General features: G+C 71.8%; 13 protein-coding genes. 10 read left to right on the top strand and 3 right to left on the bottom strand.

Annotated elements, in window-relative coordinates; all coding sequences use genetic code 11:
• Window positions 1-8: 8 nt before the first annotated feature.
• The 7 genes from HD557_RS15560 to HD557_RS15530 all read left to right on the top strand — a co-directional run bounded on the left by HD557_RS15560 (window position 9) and on the right by HD557_RS15530 (window position 10,321).
• Window positions 9-794: a DeoR/GlpR family DNA-binding transcription regulator gene (locus HD557_RS15560; RefSeq protein ID WP_196874546.1), complete on the top strand. Its 786-nt coding sequence runs from the start codon at window positions 9-11 to the stop codon at window positions 792-794.
• Between the two features lie 53 nt (window positions 795-847).
• Window positions 848-1,768 (top strand): SIS domain-containing protein, encoded by a 921-nt coding sequence (locus HD557_RS15555; RefSeq protein WP_196874545.1) that lies wholly within the window; start codon window positions 848-850, stop codon window positions 1,766-1,768.
• Window positions 1,768-2,679, top strand: coding sequence for an ROK family protein (locus HD557_RS15550; RefSeq protein WP_196874544.1), 912 nt, complete (start codon window positions 1,768-1,770; stop codon window positions 2,677-2,679). Before HD557_RS15555 ends, HD557_RS15550 begins: the two co-directional genes overlap by 1 nt.
• On the top strand, window positions 2,676-3,587 hold the full coding sequence (locus HD557_RS15545; RefSeq protein ID WP_196874543.1) for a 1-phosphofructokinase family hexose kinase: 912 nt from the start codon (window positions 2,676-2,678) through the stop codon (window positions 3,585-3,587). Before HD557_RS15550 ends, HD557_RS15545 begins: the two co-directional genes overlap by 4 nt.
• Window position 3,588: 1 nt before the next feature.
• Window positions 3,589-4,440, top strand: coding sequence for a class II fructose-bisphosphate aldolase (locus tag HD557_RS15540; RefSeq protein ID WP_008361618.1), 852 nt, complete (start codon window positions 3,589-3,591; stop codon window positions 4,438-4,440).
• Window positions 4,441-4,575: 135 nt separating this feature from the next.
• Window positions 4,576-8,103 carry a TIM-barrel domain-containing protein gene (locus tag HD557_RS15535; protein WP_307785632.1) on the top strand — a complete coding sequence of 1,176 codons (3,528 nt, stop codon included), beginning with the start codon at window positions 4,576-4,578 and terminating at the stop codon, window positions 8,101-8,103.
• Between the two features lie 85 nt (window positions 8,104-8,188).
• Window positions 8,189-10,321 carry a hypothetical protein gene (locus HD557_RS15530; RefSeq protein ID WP_196874541.1) on the top strand — a complete coding sequence of 711 codons (2,133 nt, stop codon included), beginning with the start codon at window positions 8,189-8,191 and terminating at the stop codon, window positions 10,319-10,321.
• Here the strand turns inward: HD557_RS15530 and HD557_RS15525 are convergent.
• Window positions 10,318-11,034 carry a hypothetical protein gene (locus HD557_RS15525; RefSeq protein WP_196874540.1) on the bottom strand — a complete coding sequence of 239 codons (717 nt, stop codon included), beginning with the start codon at window positions 11,032-11,034 and terminating at the stop codon, window positions 10,318-10,320. The genes HD557_RS15530 and HD557_RS15525 overlap by 4 nt on opposite strands.
• A gap of 37 nt (window positions 11,035-11,071) precedes the next feature.
• Complete coding sequence (locus tag HD557_RS15520) at window positions 11,072-11,752, bottom strand: FadR/GntR family transcriptional regulator (RefSeq protein ID WP_196874539.1); 681 nt, start codon at window positions 11,750-11,752, stop codon at window positions 11,072-11,074.
• A 24-nt stretch (window positions 11,753-11,776) separates the two neighbouring features.
• Between HD557_RS15520 and HD557_RS15515 the strand changes: the two genes are divergently transcribed.
• Both HD557_RS15515 and HD557_RS15510 read left to right on the top strand, forming a co-directional pair.
• On the top strand, window positions 11,777-12,979 hold the full coding sequence (locus HD557_RS15515; protein ID WP_196874538.1) for an MFS transporter: 1,203 nt from the start codon (window positions 11,777-11,779) through the stop codon (window positions 12,977-12,979).
• An 84-nt stretch (window positions 12,980-13,063) separates the two neighbouring features.
• Window positions 13,064-13,690, top strand: coding sequence for a hypothetical protein (locus HD557_RS15510; RefSeq protein WP_196874537.1), 627 nt, complete (start codon window positions 13,064-13,066; stop codon window positions 13,688-13,690).
• A 3-nt stretch (window positions 13,691-13,693) separates the two neighbouring features.
• Here the strand turns inward: HD557_RS15510 and HD557_RS15505 are convergent, their stop codons facing one another.
• A complete protein-coding gene (locus HD557_RS15505; RefSeq protein ID WP_196874536.1) occupies window positions 13,694-14,347 on the bottom strand; it encodes a TetR/AcrR family transcriptional regulator in 654 nt (217 codons plus the stop codon).
• Between the two features lie 99 nt (window positions 14,348-14,446).
• Here HD557_RS15505 and HD557_RS15500 point away from each other — a divergent pair, with 99 nt between their 5' ends.
• Window positions 14,447-15,931 (top strand): aldehyde dehydrogenase family protein, encoded by a 1,485-nt coding sequence (locus HD557_RS15500; RefSeq protein WP_307785631.1) that lies wholly within the window; start codon window positions 14,447-14,449, stop codon window positions 15,929-15,931.
• Window positions 15,932-15,943 lie beyond the last annotated feature (12 nt).

Genomic DNA, 15,943 nt, shown 5'->3' with positions numbered 1-15,943 from the left:
GGGGGCCCATGAGACAACAGCGACTCAACCAGCTGCTCGAGCTGATCAGCGAGCACGGGCACGTCTCGATCGCGGAGGTGGAGAGCGCGCTCGGTGTCTCGGCGGCGACCGCCCGCCGCGACATCGGGCACCTCGCCGACCAGCGGCTGGTCACCCGGACACATGGCGGCGCGACGGCGCTCGGCTCGGCGTACGAGCTGCCGTTGCAGTACAAGATCGGCCGCCAGGCGGAGGCCAAGCGGGCGATCGCGGCCGCGGTCGCGGACCTGCTCGTGCCGGGCGAGACCGTGGCGCTCAACGGCGGGACGACGACCAGCGAGGTGGCCCGCTCGATCGGGCGCCACCCCGACCTGGCCGAGGACGACAGCATCACGGTCGTCACCAACGCGCTCAACATCGCCTACGAGCTCTCGATCCGGCCCAACGTCAACATCGTGGTGACCGGTGGCGCCGCCCGCACCCAGTCCTACGAGCTGGTCGGCCCGTTGAGCGAGGGCGTGCTGTCGAAGATCAACATCGACACCGCGATCCTCGGCGTCGACGGCATCAGCACCCGTGCCGGGCTCACCACGATCCACCCGGCCGAGGCCAAGATCAGCGCCGACTTCATCGCGGCCGCGCAGCGCACCATCGTCGTGGCCGACAGCACGAAGCTCGAGCACCCGACCTTCGCGCGCATCCGCGACCTCGACAGCGTCTCCATGCTGGTCACCGACCGTGCGGTGCCCGAGGCGCTAGCAAAGGCGCTGGCCGAGCAGGGGGCGGAGATCGTGATTGCTGGTGAGCGAAAATGATCATTTAAGCACCGTTATTGACATAAACGATCAATGCGTTGGATGATTCAGCCATGACCGGACCAGCACCGACGACACATCTCGCTGCCGAGATCGCGACCCAGCCCGCCAACTGGATGGCCGCCAGGAGCACCGCCGAACGCAACGCCGGCGCCCTGCCGCGGCCGGGGGAGAAGGTCGCGGTCGTCGGCTGCGGCACCTCGCTCTACATGGCACAGGCCTACGCCGCGCTCCGGGAGGAGCAGGGCCAGGGCGTCACCGACGCCTGGACGCCGACCGAGGCCCGGATCGACCGGGGCTACGACCGGCTGCTCGCCATCACCCGGTCCGGAACCACGACCGAGGTCATCGACCTGCTCACCCGCGTCAACGGCAAGATCCCGGCCTCGGTGATCTCCTCCTCGCCCGGCACCCCGGCGCTCGAGCTGGCGGAGCCGATCCTGATGCCCGAGGTGGACGAGAAGTCGGTGGTCCAGACCCGCTTCGCGACCACCGCGCTCGCCATGCTGCGCTGGCACCTCGGCCGCGACCTGAGCCTGGCCGCCGAGCAGGCCCAGCGGATCATCGACGCCGGCGTCAGCGGGTTCGGCCCGGCGCTGACCGCCGACCAGCTCACCTTCGTCGGCCGAGGCTGGACCAACGGCGTGGCCCAGGAGGCGGCCCTCAAGCTGCGGGAGTCCGCGCAGCTGTGGACCGAGTCCTACCCGATGATGGAGTACCGCCACGGTCCGCTCTCGATCAGCGCACCCGGCCGGGTCGTGTGGGCCTTCGGTGACCTGGTGCCCGGGTTCGCCGAGGACGTCGCGGTCACCGGCGCCGACCTGATCCACGACGAGGTCGACCCGCTCGCCGAGCTGGTGCGCGTGCACCTGCTCTGCGTCGAGCGGGCCCGGCGAGCCGGGCTCGATCCCGACGCGCCGCGCAACCTCACGCGCTCGATCATCCTCGACCCGACTGCCGCCCCTCCAGCGTGATGCCGGCGCTCGCCCTGGCCTTCGACGTCGGCGGCACCTCGGTGCGCGGAGCGGTGGTCGGCGCCGCAGACGTGGTGATCGCCGAGTCGCGGGTGGCCACCCGGACCGGTCCGGCGGTGCTCGACGACATCGCGCGGATGGGTGAAGGGCTCCTCGCCGGCCTGAGTCCCGCGGCTCGCGCGGAGGTGGCCGGCGTCGGGGTCGCCTTCCCCGGTCTCGTCGACGCCGAGGCCGGTATCTCCCGCAGGGCGGTCAACCTCGGTCTCGTCGACACCCTCGTGGCGGCCCCGCTCGCCGAGCGCCTGGGTCTTCCGGTCACGGTCGTGCACGACACGGCCGCTGCCGCGGGTGCGATCTGGGAGGACGCCGGCTCGCCGGCCTCCGCGTTCGTGGCCGTGCTCGGGACGGGTGTTGCTGCGGTGACGTACGTCGGGGGGAGGGCGATCCTCGGGGTCTCCGGGCAGGCCGGCGAGATCGGCCACCTGGTGGTCGACCCGGCTGGGCCGCGGTGCGGCTGTGGGCTGCGCGGCTGCGTGGAGGCGTACGTGGGTGCGCGCGCGATGCTGGAGAGGTATGCGTCGCTGGGCGGCGACATCAGGGTCTCCGGCGTGGCCGAGCTGGTCGCGCGGGCGGAGTACGACCGCCTCGCCGCCGAGGTCTGGTCCGCGGCGATCACCGCGCTCGCGGACGGGTTCCTCGCGGTCGGTGCCCTGCTCGCGCCCGGCGAGATCATCCTGGGCGGCGGCGTCGCCGAGGCCAGGAGAGCCCTGCTCGACCCGCTGCAGGCCCGGATGCGCGAGCGGGCCGGCGTCACGGCGGTCCCGCCCGTACGCCTCTCCGCCCTCGGCGGCCGAGCCGGTCTGGTCGGTGCCGCCCGGCTGGCCCTGGCCGCGGTGAGGACGAACCCATGATCCTCACGGTCACGCTCAACCCGGCGATCGACGTGACCTACCGGCTGCCCCGGCTGACCGTCGGCGAGGTCCACCGGGTCGCCGAGGTCACCAGCCGCCTCGGCGGCAAGGGCGTCAACGTCGCCCGGGTGCTGCACCAGCTGGGCGAGCCGACGCATGCCGTCGGTCTTGCCGACGATGCCTTCGCCGAAGCCCTGGCGAGCGAGCTGCCCTCCACCTTCCTGCCCGAGCTCGAGGAGGTACGCCGCACCGTGGTCGTCGCCGCCACCGGGTCGACGACCTCGCTGTGGGAGCCGGGCCGGCAGGCCGCGCCCGGCGCAGACCTGCGGATGCTCGACCTCCTTGGGGACTGGGTCGTGGACGCGACGGCTCTCACCGTCTCCGGCAGCCTGGCCCCCGGCGTGCCCGTCGACCTGCCGGCACGGATCGCACGCCTCGCCGCTGCCGCCGGGGTCCCGGTCCTCCTCGATCTCGACGACGCCGCCCTCGCGGCCGCGGTCGGGACCGGCGCCGTGCTGACGCCCAACGAGGACGAGGCCGCACGCCTTCTCTGGCACGCCCCCGAGGACCCGGTCGCAGCGGTCACCGAGCTCGCCACCCGACACGGCGGACCGATCGTGCTGACCCGGGGACGCCTCGGGCTGATCGCATGCGCCGACGGCGTCTGCTGGGAGGTGAGCCCGCCTGCCGGGATCGCCGGAAATCCGACCGGTGCCGGCGACGCCACCGCCGCGGGGATCGCCCGCGGCCTCGCCCACGGCAGGCCGTGGCCGGAGATCCTCCGCGATGCCGCCGCGCTGGGCGCCGCCGCGGTGGCCACGCCGGTCGCCGGCGAGATCGACACCGAGACGTACGCCTCGGTCCTGGCAAGCCTCAGCGTCGCACGGATCGACCACAAGGAGCCCTGACATGCCGCTGGTACCGATGTCGCTGCTGCTCGACAACGCCCGCGGGACCGGACGCGGGCTGGGCGCGATGAACGTCATCCAGCTCGAGCTGGCCGAGGCGATCGTGGCCGGCGCCGAGCAGGCCGGCCGCCCGGTCGTCCTGCAGATCTCCGAGAACACCGCCGACTACCGTGGTGCTCTCGGGCCGCTGCTGGGGGCGACCCTCGCGATCGCCGAGCGGGCCACGGTGCCGGTGTGCGTGCATCTCGACCATGCGACCCGCGTCGAGCTCGTCGAGGAGGCCGTCGAGCTGGGCTGTCCCTCGGTGATGTTCGACGCCTCCAAGCTCGACTACGACTCGAACGTGGCCGCCACGGCCAAGGTCGCGGCCTGGTGCCACGAGCGCGGCGCCTCCATCGAGTCCGAGCTCGGCGAGGTGGGCGGCAAGGACGGCGTGCACGCACCCGGGGTCCGCACCCGGCCGGACGAGGCCGCGGCGTACGTGGAGGCCACCGGGGTCGACGCGCTCGCCGTCGCGGTCGGCTCCTCGCACGCGATGACGACGCGTACGGCCTCGCTCGACAACGAGCTCATCGCCCGGCTCGCCGATGCCGTCGACGTGCCGCTCGTCCTCCACGGCTCCTCCGGGGTTCCCGACGAGGGCATCGTCGCGGCGATCGCCGCGGGGATGACCAAGGTCAACATCGCGACCCACCTCAACGCGACGTTCACCCGAGCCGTGCGCGCGGCGCTGACGGACGAGACGAAGGTCGACCCCCGCAAGTACCTCGGCGCCGGCCGTGACGCGGTCGCCGGCGAGGCCGCGCGCCTGCTCGCCCTGATCGGTGGACCGAGGGTGGACCGCGCCGTGTGACCCACGCTACGCTCGCCCTCGGCTTCGATTGATTCTGACTAATTAGGGCGTGATGTGATCATGTTCAATCAATCATTCAGACGGTTTCTGGTCACGGGCGTCGCGTTGGCCGCAGGCCTGGTCGCACTCAGCCCGGTGAGCTCGGTGGCGGCCGAGGCGACGAACGAGCTCGGCGACGTCACCGGCTTCGAGCACGACGGCGACAGCTACACCTTCGCCTCCGGAGAGGCCGCACTGCGCGTGACCTTCGAGGACGCCGACATGGTGCGCGTACGCCTGGCCCCGAACGGCGAGTTCGACGACCCGGCCAACGAGGACCCCACCGACCCCGGTGCTCCGGACGCCGACATCGTCGTCAAGCGCGACTACCCCGGCGGGCGGTCGCAGGTGAAGGAGACCGACGCGGCGTACGTCATCAGCACCGGCGAGGCCGTGCTGACCGTGACGAAGCGGCCGATCACGCTGCGTCTCACCGACCCGAGCGGACGCGTGCTGATGGCGGAGTCCTCGCCACTGACCTGGGACGACAACGGCACGGCGCAGCACCTGGAGCGCGGTGCCGAGGAGCAATTCTTCGGCGGCGGGATGCAGAACGGCCGGTTCAGCCACCGCGGCGAGACGATCAAGATCTCGCGCGACTTCAACTGGAACGACGGCGGCAACCCCAACGCGGTGCCGTTCTACGTCTCCTCCCGCGGCTACGGCGTGCTGCGCAACACCTTCGCTCCCGGCAGCTACGACTTCGGCGCGCCGACCACGACGACCCACGACGAGCAGCGCTTCGACGCCTATTACTTCGTCGGTGACGCCGAGCGCGTCATCGACTCCTACACCGAGCTGACCGGCCGGCCGGTCGCTGTCCCGATGTACGCCCTCGAGGTCGGCGACGCCGACTGCTACCTCCACAACGCCAACCGTGGCGAGCGCGAGACCCTGCGCGACTCCACCGCGATCGCCGAGGGCTACGCCGAGCACGACCTGCCGCTGGGCTGGATGCTGGTCAACGACGGCTACGGCTGTGGCTACGAGGACCTGGCCGAGACCGGCGACATGCTCAACGATCACGGCGCCGAGCTCGGCCTGTGGACCGAGGACGACCTCACCGAGCAGGAGAGCGAGGTCCAGGCCGGCGTACGCGTCCGCAAGACCGACGTCGCCTGGGTCGGTCCGGGCTACCGCTTCGCGCTCGACGCCTGCGAGCAGGCCCGCGACGGCATCGAGACCAACAGCACCGACCGCTCGACCGTCCTCACCGTCGAAGGCTGGGCCGGCACCCAGCGCTGCGCCGCGGTGTGGAGCGGCGACCAGTCCGGGAGCTGGGACTACATCCGCTGGCAGATCCCGACGTACGCCGGTTCCACCATGTCCGGCCAGCACCTCGCCACCGGCGACGTCGACGGCATCTTCGGCGGCAGCGCCGAGACGTACGTCCGGGACATGCAGTGGAAGATGTTCCTGCCGATGACCTACCTGATGAGCGGGTGGGCGGCCTCCGACAAGCAGCCGTGGCGCTACGGCGAGCCGTACACCTCGATCAACCGGAAGTATCTGAGCCTGCACGAGCGGTTGCTGCCCTACTTCTACACGCACACGATGCGCGCCCACCGCAACGGCGTCGGTGCGGTCAAGCCGCTCTACCTGAACTACCCCGAGGACCCGAAGACCTGGGGCGACGACGTGAAGTACGAGTTCCTCGCCGGTGACGACTTCCTGGTCGCCCCGGTCTACGAGGACGCCACGACCCGCGACGGGATCTACCTGCCCGAAGGCACCTGGGTCGACTACTGGAGCGGCCGGGTCCACCAGGGGCCGACCACGATCGACGGCTACAAGGCCCCGCTGGACACCCTGCCGCTGTTCGTACGCGCCGGGGCGGTCGTGCCGCAGTTCCCCGAGGGCACGCTCGACTGGCAGCAGGGCAAGAAGTCGGGCCGCCTCGACCTGGACATCTACCCGCAGGGGTCCTCGTCGTTCGTGAACTACGAGGACGACGGTCGCAGCCAGGCGCACGCCTCGGGCGAGTCCGCCACCCAGAAGTTCGAGGTGGACGCCCCCGAGGAGGGCCGCGGCCGCGTCGTGGTGCGGCTGGGGAAGGTCGACGGCTCCTACGCCGGCAAGCCGGCCTCGCGCGAGTACGGCCTCGCGGTGCATGCCGATGCCGAGCCGGGCAGCGTGGAGCTGGGCGGCGAGGAGCTGCCGCAGCGGGGCTCCGCCGCTGAGCTGGAGGGCGCCGCGACCGGATGGTTCCACGATGCCGCGACGGGCATCACGTCGGTGAAGACGGGGAAGCTGTCCACGTCCGCGGCGGCCGTGGTCTCGCTCAACGGCTCCTCGGCCGTCGGCGGCGGCCACCCGGGCGACCGCAATGTGAGCCTGGATGCCACCACCTCCGCGATCGCGGTCGCCGGTGAGGAGGCTGAGGTCAGCGCCACCTTCACCAACGACACCGGCTCCCGCGTGCAGCTCGAGTCGATCACGGCCACCGCACCCGAGGGCTGGGACGTACGCCCGGCCGCTGAGGTCTCCGGGGGTCTCGCCCCGGGTGCCTCCCGCACCGCGACCTTCGGCGTCACTCCGCCGGCCGACGCCGAACCCGGGCGCGTCCGGATCGACGTGAACGCGACGTACGTGACCCACGACCGGACGTACGCGGTGACCGACTCGGCCACCACCACCGTCGCTCACCCGGACCTGGCCTCGGCGTTCGACAACGTGGGTGTCACCAGGGCCGAGGACCCGGCCCCGGGCGACATCGACGGCGGGGGCAGCAGCTTCCTCGCCGGCAAGCTCGCCGAGAAGGGCGTCACCCCCGGAGCGAGGGTGAGTGCGAACGGCTTCGACTTCACCTGGCCGGACTCCGTGCCGGGCACGAAGGACAACGTGGCCTCCGGCGGCGAGACCATCAGGATCGGCGGACGGGGCAACGCGCTGGCGTTCCTCGGGACCGGCACCAGCCTGTCGGCAGCCGGGAAGGCAACGGTCCACTACGCCGACGGCACCTCGTCCACGGGGACGCTCGGCTTCCCCAACTGGTGCTGCGCGGCGACCGACAGCTACGGCGCCAAGGTGGCCGTCACCACCCTGGGGAAGAACACCCCGAGCGGTCCGGCCTACCCGACCGTCTCCTACCGGCTGTTCACCAAGACCCTGCGCACCGACCCCGCCAAGGAGATCGCGGCCGTCACGCTGCCCGCCAACGCGGCGGTGCACGTGTTCGCGATGACGGTCGGTGACGAGGAGGTCGTCCCGCCGGCGCTGGCGGACGGCCAGTACTCGCTCGGCAACGCCGCCTCCGGGCTCGCGCTCGACGCGGCGACCGGGACCAGCGACGGCCAGCTGACCACGTCGGCGGTCGGGGCGGCGGCGTCGCAGAAGTGGGTGGTCACCCGGAACGAGGACGACGGCAGCTACCAGCTGAAGAACGCCGGCACCGGGCTGTGCGCCGACGTCGCCTACAGCTCGAGGACGAGCGGTGACCCGGTCGTGGAGTACACCTGCACCGGCACGGCCAACCAGCGCTGGGTGATCGCGGCCGACGGCGCTGCCCTGAAGATCTCCGCCAAGCACAGCGGTCTCAGTCTCGTGGCCCGTGCCGACGGACTGGTGATCCAGCAGACCGACTCCGCGGCCGGCTCGCAGCGCTGGCGCGCCACTCCGAACTAGGCCGGTGGCGGGCGACCCGGTCGCACTGCTTACATGACCCTCGATGAGCGCCGCGCTGTGCGGTGACCGAGGAGGGCGGTGAGCGGTGCGGCCGGGGAGTCGTCGTGAGGTCGTGCTCTGTGCCGTCCTGGTGCTGATCGCCCTGGGGTGGATCGTCACCGGGCTGCGTACCGACTCCGGTGAGCTGCACGAGGCGCCGGTGGTGCTGGTCGGTCCCGACGTCGTGACCGCGCCGCTCGTGAAGCAGGTGAACGCGGTGCCCGGGCGCCCGTTCACGGCCGGCGCGGTCGACGACCCGGCCGAGGCGGCGGAGCTGCTGGAGAGCGGTGACGTGGTCGCGGCGGTCCACCTCGATCTGTCCGGGACGCGCGACGACCTGCGGGTCGCGGCCGCGCACCGGCCCGAGCTCGCCCGCGCGATCCACGTCGAGGTCACGCGGATCGAGAAGACGCGCGGCAGGACCGTCGCGCTCGTCCCGGCTGAGGACCGGCACGAGGAGCGGTCGTGGACCGGGATCACGTTCGTGAGCGCGCTGGCCGGCTTCCTGCTGGTGTGTGTCGTCTCGCTTGTGTGGGGACCGCTGGCACGTACGCTGCGTCGGCTCCTGGCACGCCTGACCGCGCTCGCCGCGCTGGCCGTGGGAGCGGGCGTCTGGGGCTGGCTGCTCGCCGCGCCGGCACCGGCAGGGGAGCGGCTGCTGGTCGCATCGGTGCTCGCGGCGACGGTGATCGCCGCGGGGGCGTTGACCTTCGCCTGCGAGGTCATCGGCAGGTTGCCGGGTCTGCTGTTCGCGGCCGCGGTGATCGTCGCCGGCCCGGTGCCCCTCGTCGTCGCCGGCGACCGTCTGCTGCTCGCCGAGCCGTGGGCGACCAGCTCCCGATGGACGATCGCCGGGGCTGCCGAGTCGCTGCTGTGGGCGGTCGAGGCTCCGACCGGCATCGCCCAACCGGTGGTGACCATCGTGGGTTCGGCGCTCCTCGGGCTGGTCGTGCTCGTCGCCAGCCGGTGGCTGGTCCGAGGCCTCGTCGAGCCCGAGGGCCATCCCGTCTCGGTCAGCGGGTGGCGGAGGACCCTCGGCGTGGTCCTGGTCTCGGCCACCTGCCTGACGGTGACCGCGACCGCGCTGACCACCGCACTGCACGCGGAGACCGTGCCGCGACCGCTGGCCAGCCTCGCCTCGACGACCCAGTGCGTACCGTCGGGGCCGGTCGAGGACGTCGACGACCTCAACCGGATCACCAGGCTGCGCGCCGAGCCGGCCCTGCAGGGCGGTGACGTCGGGGTCAGCGCGACCCTGGCCGACGGGCGGAGCATCTGGATGTTCGGCGACACCTTGCGTGACAAGAAGCTCCCCGGGGCCGGTTTCGTACGCAACTCGATGCTGCTCGTCGAGCCTGATTGCCTGCGCGTCGTCCTGCCGGAGTCCGGCGGCGCCATCATCCCCGACCGCGACGACGGCGTGGGCTACTGGCCGATGTCGGTGACCACGCTCGACAAGCCCGGCTATGCCCTGGTCGTGGTGGCCGCTCAGCGGGTGCGTACGACCTCGAAGGACGTGTTCGGGTTCGAGGCGCTCGGCCCGGCGATCGCCCAGTTCGTCGTCCCGGACGGGGGAGTGCCGCAGCTGATCGCCGTGACCGACGTCGGTGCCGACGACGCCGACACCCGCCGGCCGATGTGGGGAGCCGCGGCGGCGGTGTCGGGGGAGTGGCTCTACCTCTACGGCACCGCCCGCGAGCCCGACCCGGAGCTCGGCACCGGCTTCTCGCTCCACGTCGCCCGGGTCGAGCCTGACCACGTCGCGGAGCCGGATCGCTGGACCTACTGGGACGGCGCCCGCTGGGGCCGCCGGCCGGGCGCCGCGAGCGAGCTGATCCCTGCAGCCGACGGCGTCTCCCAGACGCTGAGCGTCTTCGAGCGCAGCGGGCGCTGGTATGCGTTCAGCAAGAGCGGCGAGTTCCTGGGCGACGACCTGGTCTTCTGGACCTCGTCGTCACCGACGGGACCGTTCCGGGCACAGCCCCCGGTCGGCACCCTGCCCTCCGGGGTCGCACGTGGCGAGCTGCGCTACATGCCGCTGGCCCACCCCGACATCCTCGAGGAGCCGGACTCGGTGATCGTGTCCTACAGCCGCAACAGCACCGACTTCGGAGCGGTGCTGCGCAACCCGCTCCTGTACCGGCCGAAGTTCATCCGCGTCGATCTCCCGGACCGCTAGCGGAACCGGCGCCGGCGCCTGCGGTCGAGGCGTGGGTCGCCGGCCCGGATCAGAATGTCCTGGATCGTGAAATTGGCCGCGATCGCCTCGCGCAGCGTCTCCAGGCTCTCCCGGATCGCCCGCATCTCCTCCCGTGGCTGCCGGTGCGCGAGATAAGCCCGGATGCGGCGTGCCTCGTCGTCCCGGGTGGGGTGGTCCCCGCCGAGCTCGTCGCGCAGGTTGCGGCACACCATCCAGCGGGCCTCGTGGGTCGGCCGGATCTGCGGCAACCGGATCCCCTCGTCGTCGACCTCCACGCTCGTCGTTCCGAGCGGGAGGTGGTCGAGGCTGAGCGCGTGCGAGAGCAGATCCAGCGCCGAGAACTTGAGGTCGAGGAGGAGGTCGAGCGCGAGAGCGGACTGGCCGTCGAGCACCTGGAGCTCCCACCGCAGGCCGTCGAGACGCTCCGCGATCACCTGGATGTCGGCGATCTGCTCCGGCACCAGCCGCAGCAGCGCCCGGCGCGCCCCGGCGAGCTCTGGGCCGGCCGACCGGTCGTAGCGCTCCATCTCGGTGACGATCTGCTCCGCCCGTACGAGCACCTCGTTGATCTGTACGTAGAGCAGGAACAGGTCCGCCCCGAGCTGTGCCGCCCTGTCGCGCTCGTTCCTGCTGACGATCCCCGGGACGGCCCTGAGGACCACATCGACGATCAGCTTGACGAACTCGATCATGCGGCGATGGTAGGGCTCCTGGACCGGAGCCGCTGGGCTATCGGGCGAGGGTGTGGAGCAGGCCGGTGACGGCGGCCGCGGCGGCGTCGGGGTCCTGGGCGCGGATCGCGTCGAAGACGGCGACGTGCTCGTCGGCGATCTCGGCGGTCTCGTCGTCGAGGTGGATGGTCGCGCGCAGGGTGTCCTCGAAGCCCGCGTAGAGCTCGATGAGGAAGGGGTTGTGGGTGGCGGTGACCACGCCGAGATGGAACTCCGCGTCGGCCTCCGCGAAGGCAGCGGCGTCGCCGGCCGCGACCGCGGCGGTGCGCCGGGCCATGACGGCGGTCAGGGCCCGCAGGTCGTCGTCGGAGCGACGCTCGGCGGCCAGCGCCGCGGCCCGGGTCTCGATCGCGTGGCGGACCTCGAGGACGTGCCGCAGGTCGACCCGGCCGACCTGGCGCCGCATCATCGCGGCGACCTCGTTGGCGGCGGCGACGTACGTCCCGTCCCCGCGTCGCACCTCCAGCACGCCGGTGTGGGCCAGCGCCCGCACCGCCTCGCGCACGGTGTTGCGGCTGACGCCGAGTGCCGCCGCGAGCTCGGGCTCGGGCGGGATGCGAGCGCCGACGGCCCACTCGCCGTCGGCGAGCAGCTCGCGCATGCCGTCGATCGCCTGGTCGACCAGGGAGCGAGGCGTGGTGGTGGAGAGCGGCACCGTGCCGTCCTTTCGTCCAATCATCCGATGTCTGGCATCCTAGGGGGCGTGACCTCCCGACTCCAGTCCCGCCCCGAGTCTCCATCGTCGAGCACGTCGCTGCGGACGACGGTGTGGCTCCTGGTCGCGGTCCTGCTGGTGGCGGCGAACCTGCGTGGCGGCATCACGTCCCTCGGTGCGCTGCTCGACGGGCTCGACGGCCTCTCGGCCGGGACCAGGTCGTTCCTGACCTCGCTGCCCGTGCTGTGCTTCGCCGTCGTCGGCGCGACCGGGATGACGCTCGCGCGGCGGCTCGGGGTGCATCGCGGCATCGGGGTCGCGCTCGGTCTGCTGGTGGCCGGGCTGCTGGTCCGGGCGATCGGCGACCCCTGGCTCCTGCTCACCGGCACCTTCGTCGCCTGCGCGGGCATCGCGCTCGCCAACGTGCTGCTGCCGGCCGTGGTCAAGGAGGGCTTCCCGAACCGGGTCGGCGCGGTCACCGGTGCCTACAGCGCGATCATGTCGCTGGGCGCGGCGATCGCCGCCGGGGTCACGGTGCCGATCGCCGAGGCGGCCGGAAGCTGGCGGGTCGGTCTCGGCGTCTGGGCGCTGCTCGCCGGCCTGGCTCTGCTCGCCTGGCTGCCGCACCTGCGCGACCACGGTCACCGCCGCGGTGGCGCGACCCGGGTCTCGCTGTGGCGCGAGCCCGTGGCGTGGGCCGTGACCGTCCTCTTCGCCACCCAGTCGCTGTTCGCGTACGTCGTGATGAGCTGGCTGCCCAGCATCTATGCCGATGCCGGCTTCGACCACGCGACGGCGGGGCTGCTGCTCGCGGTGAGCATCCTCGTCGGCGTACCGGTCTTCTTCCTGGCCCCGTCGCTCGCGATCCGGGCATCGTCGCAGGGCCACCTGGTCGCGGTCCTGACCGCGCTGCTCGCGATCGGGTTCGCCGGCCTCTGGCTCGCCCCGGTCGCCGGCGCCTGGGTCTGGGCGGTGCTGATCGGCGTCGGCGGCGCGGTCTTCCCGGTGGTCCTCACCCTGTTCAGCATCCGCACCGCGACCACCGCCGGCACCACCGCGCTCTCCTCGATGGGGCAGAGCATCGGCTACCTGCTCGCGGCCGGTGGCCCGTTCGTCGTCGGGCTGCTGCGCGAGTCCACCGGATCGTGGTCGGTCCCCATCGTGCTGCTGCTGGGCATCGCGGTGGTCCAGATCTTCGCCGGGTACGTCGCCGGCCGGCCGGTCGTCATCGGAGACCGCGCCGAGGACTGAGCGGCCGGCTCGCCGGGTCGCGAATGACCGACACGGCGGTCCGTTACCAACGCGTAGGTCGGCGAACCCGCAATACTGCCGGACATGACGACAACCGCGGAGCGGACGAATCGGGTCGGACTTTCGGTGGTGGCGGCAGGGATCGTCGCGGTGGCGGAGGCCCTGCGGCTGATGCTGCTGAGCCGGCTCCAGTGGGAGATCGGCTATCCCGAGATCTACGCGTTCCAGGGTGTGCTGTTCACGCTGGTCTACCTGACGTACGCAGCGGTGCTGGTCTGGCGCGGACGAACGTTCGTCCGTCGGATGACCGCGCCGCTCCTTCTGATCGTGCCGTGGTTCTTCGACTCGTTCTGGCTGGTGGCGAACTTCCTCCAGGCGCGTGGGTCGTTCGATCTGCCGCACGGTGAGTGGTGGCTGTGGGTGATCCGGCTCCAGATGGTGGTCACGGTGCTCTGCCTGGTGGCTGCGTGGGGCATCGCGCGGCGTCAGGGATTCCTGTGGCTGGTCGGGCTGGTCGTCCCCGCGGTGCTGATGATCGTGTGGATCACGTGGTCGGGGAGGGTCTGGGAGTCGATGGTCGGCGACACCTTCGTGACCGACCTCTTCATGATGGTGTCGAGCGTGCTCATCCCGCTCGTCGGCTGCCTGGTCTGCTGGGGCGTCGAGGTCCTGTCGCGGACGGCGCGCCCGGCTCAGGTGGCGACGGTCTGACCGCTACCTCGCTGCCGGCGGATTCTTTGCGTCCTTCGGCAAAGACGGGTCGATCGGAGTGACCCGGACGCCGAGGGCGGAGTGGGCGTAGCTCGCCAGCTGCTGCTCGGCCCGCTCCAGGCTGAGTGAAGAGTTGTGGGCGAGCAGATGGAGGCCGAAGGCGTCCTCGAGGGCGACGAAGTTGCGGGCGATCGCCTCGGCCGAGTCGGTCAGTGTGAAGGCGCCGGTGGCGCGGCCGACCTCGAGCACGGCGGTGTAGAGCGAGACCTCGCGGTCGAAGAGCAGGGTCATCAGGGTCGCGTGCATCGGGCTGCGGCTCGCGTTGACCGAGATCTCGTCGAGGACCTGGCTCAGCAGGAGGTCCTCACCTCGGGGAAGGCCTGAGTACATCAGGCGGCCGAGCTTCTCGGCGGGGGACAGGTCGCCCTCGATCGCGCGCTGGCGCGACCAGTAGTAGCGGTCGGTCGCGGCCTGGTGAGCGGCCTCGATGAGGCCGTCGAGCTCGGGGTAGTAATAGGCGATCAGCCGCGGCGAGATGCCGGCCTCGGCGGCGATGTTCTTCATCGTGGCGCCGGCCAAGCCATGAGCGGCGATCACGGTCAGTGTTGCCGCGGTCAGGTGTTCGCGCCGAGCGGCCTGGTCCTTGCGTCGAGCCATGCTCAACCGTAACGCGTATGTGAAATCTGCGGGCGAATGATTGACACCTGATGTGGCGCGCTTCATATTTGCGGTGAAGCGCAAAGAAAGGACTTGCCTGTGCGAACCCACCAGGACTGGCGCCAGATCGCCGCCGAGGTCCGCCCCCGGACGCGAGCGTTCATCGGTGGCCGTTCCGTCGACACCGCGGAGGGCTCCTTCGAGAACCGGAACCCCGCGTCCGGCGCACTGCTCGCCGAGGTCGCCGACGCCGGCGCCGCCGGGGTCGACGCCGCCGTGCGGGCGGCGCGGGCTGCGTACGAGGACGGGGGCTGGTCGCGGTCCGGAGTCGCGTTCCGGCGCGAGCGGATGCTCCGCTTCGCCGATCTTCTTGCCGAGCATGCCGCCGAGCTCGCGGTCCTGGACTCGCTCGACATGGGCAAGCGGGTGGTGGACGCCTACGACCTGGACCTGCCGTTCTCGGTGAACCTGTTCCGCTACTACGCCGAGGCGATCGACAAGATCAACGACGAGGTCGCGCCGACCCCGCCGGGCACGACCGCGCTGATCCGCCGCGTCCCGCTCGGGGTCGTCGGTGCCGTCGTCCCGTGGAACTACCCGGTCGACATGCTCGCCTGGAAGGTCGCGCCGGCGATGGCGGCCGGCAACAGCGTCGTCCTCAAGCCCGCCGAGCAGTCGCCGTCCTCGGCGCTGCGGATCGCCGAGCTCGCCGCCGAGGCCGGGATCCCCGACGGCGTCCTCAACGTCGTCCCCGGCCTGGGGGAGACGACCGGCAAGGCCCTCGGCCTGCACCCGGACGTCAACGTGCTCGCCTTCACCGGCTCGACCGAGGTCGGCGCGTACTTCCTGCAGTACGCCGGCCAGTCCAACCTCAAGCAGGTCTGGCTCGAGTGCGGCGGCAAGAGCCCGCACGTCGTCTTCGCCGACGCCGAGGACCTCGCCACCACCGCGAAGCAGACCGCCTTCGGCATCTGGTTCAACCAGGGCGCGGTCTGCTCGGCGCACTCCCGGGTGCTGGTCCAGCGCGAGATCCACGAGGAGTTCATCGACCTCGTCGCGAAGGAGGCCGAGGCGTACGCCCCGGGCGACCCGCTCGACCCGGCCGCCGGGATGGGCGCGATCGTCTCGCCCGAGCAGACCGACCGCATCATGCATTTCGTCGACGAGGCCAAGACCTCGGACGCGCGCCTGGTGACCGGTGGCGAGCGGGTCACCCGCGGCGGCAGCGACTGCTACGTCCAGCCGACCGTCTTCGACGGCGTCGACCCGGCCTCCGTCCTCGCCCGCGAGGAGGTCTTCGGGCCGGTCCTGGCGGTGACCGCCTTCGACACCGAGGACGAGGCCGTCGCGCTCGCCAACGACACCGCGTACGGCCTGGCCGCCTCGGTCGCGACCGGCAGCCTGAGCCGCGCCCATCGGCTCGCCGAGCGGATCCACGCCGGCACCGTGACCGTGAACGGCGTCGACGCCTTCAGCGCCTGGACCCCGTTCGGCGGGTTCAAGGGCTCCGGCTTCGGACGCGACCTCTCGCTCCACGCCCTCGACAAGTACGTCGGTCTCAAGACCGTCTGGATCAACCACTGACCGCCAGCCCCA

The sequence above is a fragment of the Nocardioides luteus genome (genome assembly GCF_015752315.1).
In the GTDB taxonomy this organism is placed as follows: domain Bacteria; phylum Actinomycetota; class Actinomycetes; order Propionibacteriales; family Nocardioidaceae; genus Nocardioides.
Note: the sequence above shows the minus strand (reverse complement) of the source record. Positions and strands in the feature narration are given on the sequence as shown.

Excerpts from the sequence above, each read along its gene's own strand:
- HD557_RS15560 (WP_196874546.1), top strand. The coding sequence starts at position 9 with ATGAGACAACAGCGACTCAACCAGCTGCTCGAGCTGATCAGCGAGCAC.
- HD557_RS15545 (WP_196874543.1), top strand. The coding sequence starts at position 2,676 with ATGATCCTCACGGTCACGCTCAACCCGGCGATCGACGTGACCTACCGG.
- HD557_RS15555 (WP_196874545.1), top strand. The coding sequence starts at position 848 with ATGACCGGACCAGCACCGACGACACATCTCGCTGCCGAGATCGCGACC.
- HD557_RS15510 (WP_196874537.1), top strand. The coding sequence starts at position 13,064 with ATGACGACAACCGCGGAGCGGACGAATCGGGTCGGACTTTCGGTGGTG.
- HD557_RS15520 (WP_196874539.1), bottom strand. The coding sequence starts at position 11,752 with ATGATTGGACGAAAGGACGGCACGGTGCCGCTCTCCACCACCACGCCT.
- HD557_RS15550 (WP_196874544.1), top strand. The coding sequence starts at position 1,768 with ATGCCGGCGCTCGCCCTGGCCTTCGACGTCGGCGGCACCTCGGTGCGC.
- HD557_RS15540 (WP_008361618.1), top strand. The coding sequence starts at position 3,589 with ATGCCGCTGGTACCGATGTCGCTGCTGCTCGACAACGCCCGCGGGACC.
- HD557_RS15505 (WP_196874536.1), bottom strand. The coding sequence starts at position 14,347 with ATGGCTCGACGCAAGGACCAGGCCGCTCGGCGCGAACACCTGACCGCG.
- HD557_RS15525 (WP_196874540.1), bottom strand. The coding sequence starts at position 11,034 with ATGATCGAGTTCGTCAAGCTGATCGTCGATGTGGTCCTCAGGGCCGTC.